Annotated in this window: 13 protein-coding genes; 11 read left to right on the top strand and 2 right to left on the bottom strand. The window is 66.7% G+C overall.

All coding sequences use genetic code 11. The features are described from left to right. Window positions 1–76: 76 nt before the first annotated feature. A complete protein-coding gene (locus NNX35_RS14530) occupies window positions 77–502 on the top strand; it encodes a helix-turn-helix domain-containing protein (protein ID WP_269436632.1) in 426 nt (141 codons plus the stop codon). Window positions 503–680: 178 nt separating this feature from the next. Here NNX35_RS14530 and NNX35_RS14535 read toward each other — a convergent pair whose 3' ends face one another. Further along, window positions 681–1,223 (bottom strand): MarR family winged helix-turn-helix transcriptional regulator, encoded by a 543-nt coding sequence (locus NNX35_RS14535; RefSeq protein ID WP_255767198.1) that lies wholly within the window; start codon window positions 1,221–1,223, stop codon window positions 681–683. Window positions 1,224–1,328: 105 nt separating this feature from the next. On the opposite strand from NNX35_RS14535, the gene NNX35_RS14540 reads away from it, so the two are divergent. From NNX35_RS14540 to dapF, 8 genes are all read left to right on the top strand, one after another. Continuing rightward, window positions 1,329–1,553, top strand: a complete 225-nt coding sequence (locus tag NNX35_RS14540) for a DUF3046 domain-containing protein (RefSeq protein ID WP_227924506.1) — start codon at window positions 1,329–1,331, stop codon at window positions 1,551–1,553. A 234-nt stretch (window positions 1,554–1,787) separates the two neighbouring features. Then, window positions 1,788–2,840: a recombinase RecA gene (gene recA, locus NNX35_RS14545; RefSeq protein ID WP_227924507.1), complete on the top strand. Its 1,053-nt coding sequence runs from the start codon at window positions 1,788–1,790 to the stop codon at window positions 2,838–2,840. A gap of 203 nt (window positions 2,841–3,043) precedes the next feature. Next, window positions 3,044–3,928 carry a regulatory protein RecX gene (locus tag NNX35_RS16240; RefSeq protein WP_370647082.1) on the top strand — a complete coding sequence of 295 codons (885 nt, stop codon included), beginning with the start codon at window positions 3,044–3,046 and terminating at the stop codon, window positions 3,926–3,928. 165 nt (window positions 3,929–4,093) lie between these two features. Next, window positions 4,094–5,374: a lytic transglycosylase domain-containing protein gene (locus tag NNX35_RS14555; RefSeq protein WP_255868122.1), complete on the top strand. Its 1,281-nt coding sequence runs from the start codon at window positions 4,094–4,096 to the stop codon at window positions 5,372–5,374. A 100-nt stretch (window positions 5,375–5,474) separates the two neighbouring features. Then, window positions 5,475–6,251 (top strand): hypothetical protein, encoded by a 777-nt coding sequence (locus tag NNX35_RS14560; RefSeq protein ID WP_255868123.1) that lies wholly within the window; start codon window positions 5,475–5,477, stop codon window positions 6,249–6,251. Between the two features lie 58 nt (window positions 6,252–6,309). After that, window positions 6,310–7,830 carry a tRNA (N6-isopentenyl adenosine(37)-C2)-methylthiotransferase MiaB gene (miaB, locus tag NNX35_RS14565; protein WP_255868124.1) on the top strand — a complete coding sequence of 507 codons (1,521 nt, stop codon included), beginning with the start codon at window positions 6,310–6,312 and terminating at the stop codon, window positions 7,828–7,830. Window positions 7,831–7,893: 63 nt separating this feature from the next. Beyond that, window positions 7,894–8,844: a tRNA (adenosine(37)-N6)-dimethylallyltransferase MiaA gene (gene miaA / locus NNX35_RS14570; protein WP_370647090.1), complete on the top strand. Its 951-nt coding sequence runs from the start codon at window positions 7,894–7,896 to the stop codon at window positions 8,842–8,844. Beyond that, on the top strand, window positions 8,841–9,800 hold the full coding sequence (dapF, locus tag NNX35_RS14575) for a diaminopimelate epimerase (protein WP_255868125.1): 960 nt from the start codon (window positions 8,841–8,843) through the stop codon (window positions 9,798–9,800). Before miaA ends, dapF begins: the two co-directional genes overlap by 4 nt. On the opposite strand, the gene NNX35_RS14580 is transcribed toward dapF, so the two are convergent. After that, a complete protein-coding gene (locus tag NNX35_RS14580) occupies window positions 9,797–10,408 on the bottom strand; it encodes a class I SAM-dependent methyltransferase (protein ID WP_255868126.1) in 612 nt (203 codons plus the stop codon). The genes dapF and NNX35_RS14580 overlap by 4 nt on opposite strands. 168 nt (window positions 10,409–10,576) lie before the next feature. Between NNX35_RS14580 and hflX the strand changes: the two genes are divergently transcribed. Both hflX and NNX35_RS14590 read left to right on the top strand, forming a co-directional pair. After that, complete coding sequence (hflX, locus tag NNX35_RS14585; RefSeq protein ID WP_255868127.1) at window positions 10,577–12,154, top strand: GTPase HflX; 1,578 nt, start codon at window positions 10,577–10,579, stop codon at window positions 12,152–12,154. Continuing rightward, complete coding sequence (locus NNX35_RS14590) at window positions 12,147–14,192, top strand: ATP-dependent DNA helicase (RefSeq protein WP_255767208.1); 2,046 nt, start codon at window positions 12,147–12,149, stop codon at window positions 14,190–14,192. The genes hflX and NNX35_RS14590 overlap by 8 nt, the downstream gene beginning before the upstream one ends. Window positions 14,193–14,287 lie beyond the last annotated feature (95 nt).

A 14,287-nucleotide genomic window follows, 5' to 3' on the forward strand; every position in this document is an offset into this window, starting at 1 on the left:
AGGTTCCTTTATTACGATCTTTGGACAGTCTGCGGTACCGCCGCAGTCCGTACTCACAGGGAGCAGGACGATACACATGGTTAAGCAACCCGTATCCGTGAACGGCGTGATCCGCTGGCGGGATGTAGGGTTGGCGGAAGACGCACACCGGGAGCCTAAGGAGCGCAAGATGGTAGTTCTTCGTCACGAGATTGGTGATGTACTCCGCGACGTGCGCCAGCGCCAGGGCCGGACCCTGCGCGAGGTGTCGCATAGCGCCCGCGTTTCTCTCGGCTACCTCAGCGAGGTTGAGCGCGGACAGAAGGAAGCATCATCCGAACTTCTGTCTTCAATCTGCAGTGCCCTCGATGTGCCCCTGTCCCTGATGCTCCGAGAGGTCAGCGACCGGGTGGCAAACGCCGAAGGCGTTGCCATTCCAGACACCGTGCCATCTGAGTTTTCGCGGGAGTTCGCCCGCGAATTCCCCGAAGACCTGGCACGGGATCTGGCCCGCACATCCTAAAAACCGCACACCGCAGCGCGTCACGCAGGCCGAACGGAATCGGCCGTAGTGACCGTGTTGCCCCATAGACATACCCCTTGACGCTGTTGCATCAGGGCGAAGAAATCTCCAGAGGAAACCCCCGCAGGCGCGGTGCCTGCGGGGGTTTGTTCTGTCCGGTGCCTGAACTGTCCGGGGCCTAGCGGCCTTCCTCCACGGGAGGCTCGTCCTCCAACTGATCCCCGACGGGCCGGACGGAAGCATTCAGTTTGTGCAGCAGCCGGACCAGGGTATGCAGTTCCTCCGACTCCCACCCCGTCCAGGTACGCCGGAAGTGCTCCTTGCGCGCAGTGGCCGTTCCTTCCAGGCGGGCAGCACCAACCTCGGTGAGATTGATCGGCTGTGCCCGTCCGTCCTCCGGGTCCGCATGCTTTTCCACCAGCCCCAGCGACTGCAGCATTGCTACCTGACGGCTCAGGGAGGGCTTGCCCACGCCGACCGCTGCGGCCAGATCCGTCAGGCGCATGGGCCCCTGCTGATGGAGTAGGACCATCAGGCCGTAGGCCGAAGGTTCCATATCCGGGTGCACCTCCCGGGCGATCCGGTGGGAGCTGGCCCGGGCGCGGCGCCACAGCACGCTGAGTTCCTGCTCAAGGTCCTCTATGGCCGTGTCCTTGTCCGGTTCGGCGCCGGAGGGAGGGTTGCCGTCGGGTAAAGCGGCGGGACCGGATGTTTCGGTCATCCTTCCATTGTAGGATCGCCGCCCTTCCACGGCACTGGAATACCTCGGGCTTTTGGAGCCGCGGGCCGGTTCGCTGCCGTGTTTCGTGCGTGAGAGGATTAATCGATGCGTATCAGCGATTTCTGGCGGCTTATGGATGACGAGTTCGGTGCGGCCTACTCCAGGGTCCTGGCCGCGGACCTGGTGCTCGGGCAACTCGGAGGGGTCACGGCTGCACAGGCCTTGGACAAGGGCATGGAACCCAAATCCGTATGGCTGGCGGTATGCGACATCCAGGACGTTCCACCCGAACGCCGGCTGGGCCGCGACGTCAAGCCCAAGGCAAACTAGGGCTGCCGCCGCTCCCGGCCAACGGACACGCCGGGGTCCGCTGTTCGAATATTTGTTCGGATAAAGATATGCTCCTACACAGGGGCCCGTCCTAGCCGATGCGGCCCGGGATATCCACAAGACAACGAGTTATACGTTCCGGTCAGCCGTTTTGTCAGTGCCGCCGGATAGGGTCGTAGATAAGAAATGACGACCGGCCTACGGGCCGCCCACAACCACAACACGAGGTGAAGAATGGCTGCTCCAGCCGACCGCGCAAAAGCCCTAGAGGCAGCGCTGGCCCAGATTGACAAGCAATACGGCAAGGGCTCGATCATGCGCCTGGGCGACGAAGTGCGCGCCCCTGCCGAAACCATTTCCACCAGCTCCGTGGCGTTGGATGTTGCGCTGGGTATCGGTGGCCTGCCGCGCGGCCGCGTGGTGGAGATCTACGGACCTGAATCTTCCGGTAAGACCACCCTCGCGCTCCACGTTGTCGCCAACGCGCAGAAGAACGGCGGCATTGCCGCGTTCATTGACGCCGAGCACGCACTGGACCCCATCTATGCGGCCAAGCTGGGCGTGGATACGGACTCGCTGCTCGTTTCGCAGCCGGACACCGGCGAGCAGGCCCTGGAAATCATGGACATGCTGATCGGCTCCGGCTCGGTCGACGTCGTGGTTATTGACTCCGTTGCCGCACTGGTTCCGCGTGCCGAAATCGAAGGCGACATGGGCGACAGCCACGTGGGCCTGCAGGCCCGCCTGATGAGCCAGGCACTCCGTAAGATCGCCGGCCGCCTGAGCCACACCAATACCACCGCAATCTTCATCAACCAGCTGCGTGAAAAGATCGGTGTCTTCTTCGGCAGCCCGGAAACCACCACCGGTGGCAAGGCGCTGAAGTTCTATGCTTCGGTCCGCATCGACGTCCGCCGCATCGAGACGCTGAAGGAAGGCACCAACCCGGTGGGTAACCGTACGCGTGCCAAGATCGTCAAGAACAAGATGGCTCCGCCCTTCAAGCAGGCCGAGTTCGACATCATGTACGGCGTCGGCATTTCCCGCGAGGGTGGACTGATTGACATGGGCGTGGAACACGGCCTGGTCAAGAAGTCCGGTGCCTGGTTCACCTATGACGGTGACCAGCTGGGCCAGGGCAAGGAAAACTCGCGCAACTTCCTGAAGGACAATCCCGATCTGGCGGACGAGCTGGAGCGCCGTATCCGCGAAAAGCTCGGAATCGGTGTTCCTGCCGCTGAAGAGCCGGCAGCACCCAAGCTGAAGGCAGTCGGAAAGGACTCCTAGCAGCGGCCCGCGGACCCGGGGACACCGGTCCCGGGACAGCAGGATCAGGGAAGCCGCTCCCGCATGGGGGCGGCTTCCCGTCCGGTCGGTCCGGTCGGTCCAGTCCGCACGGAACGGCGCTACGACGCAGCTACTCTCCGCGGCGGTCCGGGGGAGTGGAAGTCCGGGGAGGAAAAGGGAACAAGGCCCTGGAGCGGATGGTTATGGATACCTCGCAGGAAGAGACGCTGGCAGAGCTGAAGCGACGGCTTGCCGAAATCAGCGCTGCGGCGGCGGCAACTGCGCCCGCCGGTGACGGGGACGCTCGGGGCGGCGCGAAGGGAACGCGCACCGCACCCGAGCCGGTGGACGCCAAACCTGGCGCTTCCAGGCCTGCCCGCCGCCGCAAGACGCCCGCGAAGACGCCCGATACCTTCAAGGAAGACGGTTTCGGTGAGGAAGCTCCCGCCGACGAGCCCTGGGCGGAACCCGGTACAGGCGGCTCCGGGTCGAAGCGGGGAGGGAAAAAGTCCGGCCGCGGGCGGCAGGGCTGGGGGCAGCAGGGTGCAGACGCGGACCAGCCGGAGGAAGCCGTCCCGCTGACGCCGGAGGAAGCTTACGCCGAGGCAAAAGCCATCGTCCTGCGCCAGCTGACTGCCTCTCCCAAGAGCCGCAAACAGCTTGAAACCAAGCTTGCGGAAAAGGAAATCCCGCCGGAAGCCGCAGCTGCGGTCCTTGACCGTTTCGAAGAAGTGCAACTCGTGGATGATGCCGAGTTTGCGCGGCTGTGGGTCCGCAGCAGGTCCCAGAGCAAGTCCCTTGCCCGCGGGGCCCTGCGGCGCGAACTGACGGAAAAGGGCATTGCACCGGATCTCGCCGCCGAAGCGCTTGAACAGGTCAGTGCCGACGACGAACTCGAAGCGGCGCGCGCCCTGGCGAGGAAAAAGCTCCAGGCGTCCGCCGATCTTTCCGACCGCAGCGTGCGCGATAAACAGACCCGCCGACTGGTGGGGATGCTGGCCCGGAAGGGTTATTCCCCGTCGCTCGGCTTTCGGGTAGCGGCTGAAGTCATCGGTGAAGTCCGGGATGCCAGGGGGGACTCCGTCTAACCGGCGGACTGCGGGCCGGCGCCCGGCCGGCCTGGGGAACGCGGCGAAACAGCGGCGCTATTAGTCGTGGTGTCAATCCGACGCGCCGTATCGTATGCTGTGCCAACTATGTTAAAGATGAGGTTGGCGGGGCCCATGTTGCATCCAGTAGGTCGATTCTCTCCGTTGCGTGCCCGGAGGACCCCGTTCTATGCCCTGGTCCTTACGGGCGTGCTGGCCTCGGCGGTCCTCACGGCCGCCCCTGGTTCCGCCGCGGATCCCTACCCTTCCTGGGATGATATCCAGCAGGCAAAATCCTCTGAGTCGGCCAAAGCCGCTGAAGCAGAGAAGCTGGAGGGTCTGCTTACGGACCTGCGCGAGGACGCCGGATCCCTGGGCGACGCGGCAGTGGAGGCAGCGAATCGCCACAACGAAGCCAGGGATGCCCTTGCCGCCAGCGACAAGGAGCTTGCTGCCCTGGCCGCGCAGAGGGAAGCCGCCGCGCAGCAGTCCGACGAGTTGATGCGGCAAGTCGCCGGGCTTGCGGCCGAGACCTACAAGTCCGGCGGGTCCGCCGCCGACAGCATGACTTTGATGCTGCTCGACACGGATGCCTCGGCAGATGCCCTGCACGGCGCAGACCTTATGGACAGGGTCTCATCGCGGGCGGGCAACCTGTATGCCGGTGCAGTGGCGTCTGAAAAAGTCGCTGACGGATTCCGGGAGCAGGAACAGGAAGCAAGGAATGCCCGGGCCAAGCTTGCCGCCGAAGCGGAAAAGGCACTCCAGGAGGCAGGAGCCTCGGCTGCGGCCGCAGGCAAGGCAGTGCAGGACGAGGAGGCCCGCAAAGCCGTCCTGCTTGCACAGTTGGCGGATCTGCACGGCAGCACAGCCGCGGCGGAGGAGGCCCGGCTCCGCGGGATAGCCGCCGAGAAGGCGTTTCAGGAACAGCACAATGCCGCGGAACGGGCGGCTGCAGGAGGAACCGTACCGAAGGGGCAGCAGCCGGCAAATCCGCCGGTCGGCACAGCACCCAACCCGCCGGGAACGCAGCCCCCGGAAGTCGCGGTGCCTGCCCCGGTCCAGCCTGCACCTGCCCCCGCACCTGCCCCGGTCCAGCCTGCCCCGCCGCCCGCGCCCGCACCGGGACAGCCGGTGAACGATCCGGCGGGTGCACAGAACTACGCATCCGGGCGCATGGGCGACTACGGCTGGGACGGGAACGAGTTCCGCTGCCTGGTCATCCTCTGGAATCACGAGTCCAACTGGCTAACCACTGCCGACAACCCCTACAGCGACGCCTACGGCATCCCGCAGTCCCTGCCGGGGAGCAATATGTCGAGCCACGGTGCCGACTGGCAGACCAACTACCGGACCCAGGTCAGCTGGGGCCTGGACTACATCAAGTCCCGGTATGGCTCACCGTGTGCGGCCTACGCCTTCTGGCAGCGCAACAACTGGTACTGAGCGGGTACCTGTAGCGACAGGCAGGCTACCTGGTCGACGTCAATAGCAGCGTTACCGTTTTGAGACTTTTCCCAGAAAACTCCGATACGGTCCTGCGCTTGTGACTTCAACTAACTTGACGCGACGCGAAGAGACCCGCATCCGACGAGCCCTGCGACGCCGTCGGCGGCTCCACCTCGGTGCCGCAACCGCGCTGGGTTCCCTGGCAGCGGTAGGTGTTTCCGGCGCTGCCCTTGGCACTGCCGGAGCGAACCTCCGGGCCACGGCCGGCATCCAGCTGGTGAACCTGGCCGAGCCGCTCCTTGCCGCTGCCGACACCGCAGAGGACGCCGACGACGGCAGGGACGGCGCAGCAGGACCGGACGAACGTCCAGCGACTGACAGCGTGCCCGATCGGCAGGCGGCGGAGAATCCCCTGACGGTCGAAGCGGGGACGGGAACAGAGGTCGAGGCGCCGGAACCCCTGGAGCCCCCGGCGGAGCCCGCGGCCGACGAGGCCGCACGTGCTGCAGCGGAGACAGCCGCGCAATCGGCTGCGGACGACGCGGCCCGAGCCGCCGTACCGCTGGACGATCCCGCCGCGGCCAAGGCCTACGCTGCCTCGGCCCTGCCCGCCCGCGGTTGGGACGCGGGCCAGCTGGCCTGCCTCGACACGCTCTGGACGAAGGAATCGGAATGGCTGACCAGTGCCCTCAACCCCGGCAGCGGGGCCTACGGAATTGCGCAGTCCCTCCCGGCGGAAAAGATGCAAGTGGCCGGAGCCGACTGGAAAGTCAGCTATTCCACGCAGATCAACTGGGGCCTGGATTACATTGCGTCCCGCTACGGCAGCCCCTGTGGTGCACTCAGTTTCCATTACGCCAACAACTGGTATTAGGAAAAAGTCTGCCGCGGGGCATACCGGACGGTACCGCCGATGGACGTACCCTAGGAGGGTGAGTTTGACTGTTTCTTCTCCCGCCCCCGAGTCCGCTGCGGCCCAGCCCCGCACCTACGAGGTGCGCACCTTCGGCTGCCAGATGAATGTGCATGATTCCGAGCGGATTTCGGGCCTGCTGGAAGGCGCGGGTTATGTGCCGTCCGACGGCGGCCTGGCGGACATCGTCGTGTTCAATACCTGTGCCGTGCGGGAGAACGCGGACAACAAGCTGTACGGCAACCTCGGGCAGCTGGCGCCGGTCAAAGAAAAGCGGCCCGGGATGCAGATCGCCGTGGGCGGCTGCCTGGCCCAGAAGGACCGGGATACGATCCTGCGCAAGGCACCCTGGGTGGACGCCGTCTTCGGCACGCACAACATCGGTTCGCTGCCGGCACTGCTGGAACGGGCCCGCCACAATGCCAAGGCCGAGCTGGAGATCCTGGAGTCGCTGGACGTCTTTCCCTCCACGCTGCCCACCAAACGAGATTCCGTGTATTCGGGCTGGGTCTCGATCTCCGTGGGCTGCAACAACACCTGCACTTTCTGCATCGTCCCGTCGCTGCGCGGCAAGGAACGCGACCGCCGGCCGGGGGAGATCCTGGCGGAAATCCGGGCCCTGGTGGACGACGGCGCCATCGAGGTAACGCTGCTCGGACAAAACGTAAACTCCTACGGGGTGGAGTTCGGCGACCGCGGGGCCTTCGCCAAGCTGCTGCGGGCCTGCGGCGACATCGAGGGCCTGGAACGGGTGCGGTTCACCAGCCCGCACCCTGCGGCCTTCACCGACGATGTCATTGAGGCCATGGCCGAGACGCCCAACGTGATGCCGCAGCTGCATATGCCACTGCAGTCGGGCTCGGACAAGGTCCTCAAGGACATGCGCCGCTCCTACCGGTCAAAGAAGTTCCTGGGCATCCTGGACAAGGTCCGCGAGCGGATGCCGCACGCGGCCATTTCCACGGACATCATTGTCGGTTTCCCGGGGGAGACCGAAGAGGACTTCGCCGCCACCCTCGACGTCGTGGAGCAGTCCCGCTTCGCCACCGCCTTCACCTTCCAGTATTCGAAGCGTCCGGGCACCCCGGCGGCAGAGCTGGCTGACCAGCTGCCCAAGGCCGTGGTGCAGGAGCGCTATGAACGCCTCACCGCGCTGCAGGACCGGATTGCCGCCGAGGAAAACGCCAAGCAGGTGGGCACCACCGTCGAGGTCATGGTCACCGCCGCTTCGGGCCGTAAATCCGGCGAGACCGGGCGTCTGTCCGGACGTTCCCGGGACCAGCGCCTGGTGCACTTCTCGGTGCCCGACGGCGCGCCGGTACCGCGCCCGGGCGACCTCGTAACCGTGCCGGTCACGGCGGCCGCTGCGTTCCACCTGATCTCCGACCCCGCCGGACCCGCGGACTACTCGCTGCGGCGTTCGCGCGCAGGCGATGCCTGGGACCGCTCGCAGGCCGAGTCCTGCGGGGTGCCGGCCGGACCTGCAGGTACCCGCACCGGTGTGTCCCTGGGCATGCCCGCGCTGCCGCCGCGTTCCTGAGCGCCCGTGAACCCTTCCCCAAGTCTCCCCGATTCCCCGGCGGTAACCCCCTTGAGCGCTTCCATGCCGTCCCCTTCCATGCCGTCCGCCGACGAACGGCCGGTGATCGCCGTCGTCGGTCCCACCGGGTCCGGAAAGTCCGACCTCGGCGTTGCCCTGGCCCTGGAACTCGGCGGGGAAGTGATCAATGCCGATTCCATGCAGTTCTACCGGGGGATGGACATCGGCACGGCGAAGATTTCCGTAGCCGAACGCCGCGGCGTGCCGCACCACCTGCTGGACATCATGGACGTGACCGAAGAGGCAAGCGTCTCGGCCTTCCAGGCGCAGGCACGGGAGCTGATTTCTGAGATCCGGGCGCGGGGCAGGTACCCCATCCTGGTCGGGGGTTCCGGCCTGTACGTCCGGGCCGCACTGGACGTCCTTGACTTCCCGGGTACCGACCCGGCGGTCCGCGCCGGGATCGAAGCCGAACTGGAAACCCGGGGCCTGCCCGCGCTGCAGGACCGGCTGCGGGAAGTGGACCCCGTCTCAGCCGAACGGATCTCCGACGCGCGCCGGGTGGTACGCGCGCTGGAGGTCTTCGAGTTGACCGGACGCCCCTTCAGTTCCTTCATGCCGGTGCGCCAGTACGTCTCGCCGGCCGTGCAGATCGGCCTGGGCGTGGAACGTCCGGTGCTGCACGAACGCCTGGCCCGTCGGGTGGACAGGATGGTGGAACAGGGGCTGCTCGAAGAAGTCCGGCGGCTTGAGCCGGCAGGACTGCGGACCGGCCGGACCGCCTCGCGCGCCCTGGGATACGCACAGTTCCTGGCCGTCCTGGACGGGAAATCGTCCGTGGCGGAAGCCTCGGCTGCAACAGTGGTGGCTACCCGCCAGTTCGCCCGCCGGCAGCTGACCTGGTTCCGTGCGGATCCCCGGATCACCTGGCTGGAGCACAACGACCCCCGGCTGGTGGCCCGGGCGGCCGCGGCCGTCCGGGAAGGGCACCCGCCCAGTATCCTTGGTAAGTGACCAATACCCCTGCCTCCTCCGCCGCATCCCTGTCCGCCTCCGGCCTGCCCTCCTCCGTTGCGGGACTGCCCTTCGCGAAGGGCCACGGCACCGGCAACGACTTTGTGCTGGTGGCCGATCCCGACGCTGCGCATGATCTTGCCGCCGACGAAGTAGCCGCTGTCTGCGACCGGCACCGCGGAGTAGGCGGCGACGGTTTCATCCGGGCCGTCCGGTCCGGGCATCTCCCTGAAGGCCGTGCCCTGCTGCAGACGGCTCCGGACGCCGAATGGTTCATGGACTACCGGAACTCGGACGGCAGCGTCTCGGAAATGTGCGGGAACGGGGTGCGCGTCTTCGTGCACTTCCTGCTGGAAGAGCGGCTGGTGGAACTGGCCGAAGGCGCGTCCCTGGTGATCGGTACCCGCGCCGGGGTCAAGACCGTAACCCGGATGGCCGGCGGCTATGCGGTGGACATGGGGCCCTGGGAGTTCATTTACCCCGACCACGCGGCTGCCAAGTCCATGGACACGGTGGTCAACGCAGACGGACTGGAGGTGCCCCGCCCGGGCCTGTCCGTCAGCATGGGCAACCCGCACACCGTCGTGGCCCTCGCGGAACTGGATGAACTGGCCGCGACCAACCTGACGGCAGCTCCGTCCGTGCAGCCGGAGCCGGAGCACGGCACCAACGTGGAGTTCGTGGTCCCGGCCGAGCCGCTCGTAGAAGACGGGGTGGGGCTTCTCACCATGCGCGTCCACGAGCGCGGCGTCGGCGAAACCCTCTCCTGCGGTACCGGCGCCTGTGCGGCCGCCGTAGCCACCCGGTTCTGGGCCGGAGCCGACGCACCCGATGACTGGGCGGTGACTGTGCCGGGCGGCGTCGTCGGCGTCCGTTTCCTGACCGGACCCGACGGCCGCGAACATGTGGAGCTCAGCGGACCGGCCGTCCTGGTGGCACGCGGCACCCTGCTCTAGGCGCTGCGTTCCACCTTGAGGGTCCGGAAGGACTTCGCGGTGCTGTGGCGGGAGACGGTGAATCCGGACGGCAGCGTCTCCGCCAGCCAGCGCTGCAGGGAATCCGAGCCCAGGTTTTTCTGCACCACCAGCCAGGCAGTGCCGCCCGGCGCCAGGCGCGGCAGCCAGAGCAGCAACAGGGCATGCAGTTCCTCTTTGCCGATCCGGATGGGCGGGTTGGACCAGATGGTGTCGAAGCGTACTTCCGGGTCCACCTCCTCCGGCAGCGAGGCCGTGACGTTGCCGCAGCCCAACGCCGCTGCGTTGTCCCGGGTCAGCGCGATGCAGCGTTCGTTGACGTCGACGGCGTAGACCCGGGCCGCGGGGGATTTCAGCGCCAGGGTGAGGGCGATGGGTCCCCAGCCGCAGCCGATGTCCAACAGGTTGCCGGTTTCCGGCGGCGCGGGAACTTCCTCCAGCAGAACCATCGTGCCCTTGTCGATCCCGTCGGGGCTGAAGATCCCGCCCGCTGTCTGCAGGGTCCGTTCGGTCCCGTTGAGGCGGACGCGCAGCGGTTTGCGGACCTCGGGCCCGGACGGTGTGGAGGAGAAGTAGTGGTCTGAACCCATAACAGTCCAGATTAGTCGCTGCAGGCGTGTGGCATGGAATTTATGGGTGGCCGTACGGGTTGTAAGGGACAGCTGGCGCGGTAGGGATCCATTGCGGAGAAGGTTGTTTTCCCGAGGATTTGTCGGTTCACTGGCCTACCATGGAAAGTACGTTCCAATAAGGAGATTATGACGATCAACAACTCCCGTCCTGTGAATTCGACAGACAGTTCCACGGACAGTTCCACACCCGAACTGAGTCCTTCGGATATCCAGGGTGTCATCGACAGGATTCTCGCCAAGGACAGCGCGGTCGAAGCGAAGGCCCCCGGCGACAAGCAGCGAGGCCGCGCCCTCGCGCTCTCCGACAGCGATAGCGGGCATTCCGTCCACGACGGCGAGCAGCAGGACCTGGAGGAACGCCGCGCACTGCGCCGCGTTGCCGGGCTTTCCACCGAACTCGAGGACGTTACCGAGGTCGAATACCGCCAGCTGCGGCTGGAACGGGTTGTCCTTGCCGGGCTCTGGAGCGAGGGCACTGCCGCCGACGCCGAAAACTCGTTGAAGGAACTGGCCGCACTGGCTGAGACTGCGGGATCCGAAGTCCTGGACGGCATCATCCAGCGCCGGCTCAAGCCGGACCCCGGCACCTTCCTCGGGTCCGGCAAGGCCCAGGAACTCAAGGACATTGTGACGGCCACCGGTGCAGACACGGTCATCGTGGACAGTGAGCTGGCTCCGTCCCAGCGCCGCGGGCTGGAAGACATCGTCAAGGTCAAGGTCATCGACCGGACAGCTCTGATCCTGGACATCTTCGCCCAGCATGCCAAGTCCCGCGAGGGCAAGGCCCAGGTGGAACTGGCGCAGCTGGAATACCTGCTGCCGCGCCTGCGTGGCTGGGGCGAATCGATGTCCCGGCAGGCAGGCGGCCAGGTCGGCAGCGCCAGCGCGGGCATGGGTTCGCGCGGCCCCGGTGAAACCAAGATCGAATTGGACCGCCGGAAGATCCGCACGCGGATGGCCAAGCTCCGCCGCGAAATCGCGGGCATGAAGCCGGCGCGCGAAACCAAGCGGGCCAACCGGCACCGCAACTCCGTGCCCTCCGTCGCCATTGCCGGCTACACCAATGCAGGAAAGTCCTCGCTGCTGAACCGGCTCACCGATGCCGGGGTGCTGGTGGAGAACGCACTGTTCGCCACCCTGGATCCCACCATCCGCAAGGCCCAGACCGAAGACGGAATCGGCTACACGCTCGCTGACACCGTAGGGTTTGTCCGGTCGCTGCCCACCCAGCTGGTGGAAGCCTTCCGCTCCACCCTGGAGGAAGTAGCCGACGCAGACCTGATCCTGCACGTGGTTGACGCTTCGCACCCGGACCCGGAGGGCCAGATCGCGGCCGTCCGGACCGTCCTCACCGAAGTCGACGCCCGCAAGGTGCCCGAAATCATCGTGCTGAACAAGGCCGACGCAGCGGATCCGTTCGTGCTTGAGCGGCTGCGCCAGCGCGAGCCCCGGCACGTGGTCGTCTCGGCCCGCACGGGCGAGGGCATCCCCGAGCTGCTGCAGGCGATTTCCGAGGGCATTCCGCGCCCCGGCGTGGACCTGGAACTCCTGGTGCCCTACGAGCGCGGCGACATCGTCTCGCGCCTGCACCAGGAAGACGCCGAGATCCTCTCCGTGGAGCACGGCGAAGCCGGCACCCAGCTGCATGTGAAGGTTCGTGAAGGGCTGGCAGCAGAGCTGGAGCAGTTCGTGACCCATGGGTAGGAAAGCGCCACAGGGACCGGACCAGGTCCTGGATCTGCTTGATACTGCGGTGGCGGCCATGGGCGGGCAGAACCGGCCCGGCCAGCACGAGATGGCCCGGCAGGTGGCCGAGGCCATCGAGTCCGGTGACCACCTGCTGGTGCAGGCGGGAACGGGTACGGGCAAGTCGCTTGCCTACCTGGTCCCGCTGATTGCGCACGCCTTGGAAAGCAGCAAGCCCGCGCTGGTCTCCACTGCCACGTTGGCCCTGCAGTCCCAGATCGTCGGGCGTGACCTCCCGCGCCTGCTGAAGACCCTGGAACCGAAGCTTCCGCGGGAGGTGGATGTTGCCCTGCTCAAGGGCCGCAGCAACTACGTCTGCGTCCACAAGACCGGCGGCGGATTCCCCGAGGAAGACGAAGCCGGAACACTGTTCCTGCTTGGCGACGAGCAGGCTGTCTCCCATCCCGCTCCCGCCGGCGGGCCCACCTCCGCCCTGGGGCGCGACGTCGTCCGCCTGCAGGAATGGGCGCAGGAAACGGAAACCGGTGACCGGGATGAGTTGCTTCCCGGCGTCAGCGACCGTGCCTGGCGTCAGGTGTCCGTCACCTCCATGGAGTGCCTGGGGGCGCAGAAGTGCCCGGTGGCGGAGGCCTGTTTCAGCGAACGGGCACGGGCCAAGGCCGCCGTCGCCGATCTGGTGATCACCAACCACGCGATGCTGGCCATCAGTGCGTTCGAGGGACTGGCCGTCCTGCCGGACTATGACGTAGTGGTGATCGATGAGGCCCACGAGCTGCAGGACAGGGTTACCGGAGCGGTTACCGGACAACTCTCCGGAACAGTCATTGCCGCGGCGGTCTCCGCAGCACGCAAACACACGTCCGCCACCATGGAGCCGCTTGCCGCTGCCGGCCGGGCCTTCGACTCGGTGTTTGCCCCGGTGCCCTCCGGCCTGCTGGCCGCGGGGCTGTCCGAAGACCAGGAGCTGGTCCTGGGATCCGTGCGTGAAGCCTGCCGCACAGCGCTGTCCGACTCCAAGCCCGAAGGCTCCGACGCCGTCGACGGCGGCCGCCAGATGGCACGCTCGCGCCTGATGGCTGTCCTGGAACTGTGCGAACGCATCCTTGACGCAGTGAATTCAGGGGAGGTGCTGTGGGCGTCGCGTGCCAGCACCTTCTCGCCGGGCACCGGCTACACCGCCCCGGAAGAAGACGCACCACCCACCATCAACGTCGCACCGCTGTCCGTGGCCGGCCGGCTGCGCGAAGGCCTGTTCGACGGGCACACCGTGGTGCTGACCTCGGCCACCCTCGCCATCGGGGCGGAGTTCGGCCCGGTGGCCGGGGCCCTGGGGCTGCTGGGTGCCGGTGCACCGAAGTGGACGGGGACCGACGTCGGCAGCCCCTTCGACTACCCGCGGCAGGGTGTCCTGTACGTAGCCAAGGACCTGCCGAAACCGGGACGCGGCACCTCCCCGGAGCAGCTGGATGAACTGGAGGCGCTGATCAAGGCCTCCGGCGGCGGCGCCCTGGGGCTTTTCTCCTCCCGCCGTGCAGCGGAGGAAGCCGCGGAAGCCCTGCGGAAGCGGGTGGACTTTCCGATCCTCTGCCAAGGCGAATCCACCATGTCCGCCCTGGTCCAGCAGTTTGCCGACGAGGACGAGACCTGCCTGTTCGGCACCATGTCCCTCTGGCAGGGCGTGGACGTCCCCGGCGCCTCCTGCCGGCTGGTCATCATTGACCGGATTCCGTTCCCGCGCCCGGACGATCCGTTGATGACCGCCCGCACCCGGGCGGTTGCCAAGGCCGGGGGCAACGGCTTCATGAGCGTCTCGGCCACCCACGCAGCCGTCCGGCTCGCCCAGGGTGCCGGCCGGCTGATCCGCGCCTCCGGGGATAAGGGAGTGGTGGCTGTGCTTGACTCCCGCCTGGCAACCGCACGCTACGGCAGTTTCCTGCGGGCCGCCCTGCCGCCGTTCTGGTCCACCACCGACCGTTCCGTGGTGCTTCAGGCCCTGAAGCGGCTCGCCGCGGAACCCGCGGGCGCGAAGAAGTAAACCCCGCCCGGGAAAGGTGATCCCGGAAAGCAAAAAGCAGCGCCGCCGTGTACCGGCGGCGCTGCTTTTGCATGGTCCTTTACGTCCGGCCAGGA

It is taken from the genome of Arthrobacter sp. zg-Y844, assembly GCF_024385465.1.
In the GTDB taxonomy this organism is placed as follows: domain Bacteria; phylum Actinomycetota; class Actinomycetes; order Actinomycetales; family Micrococcaceae; genus Arthrobacter_B.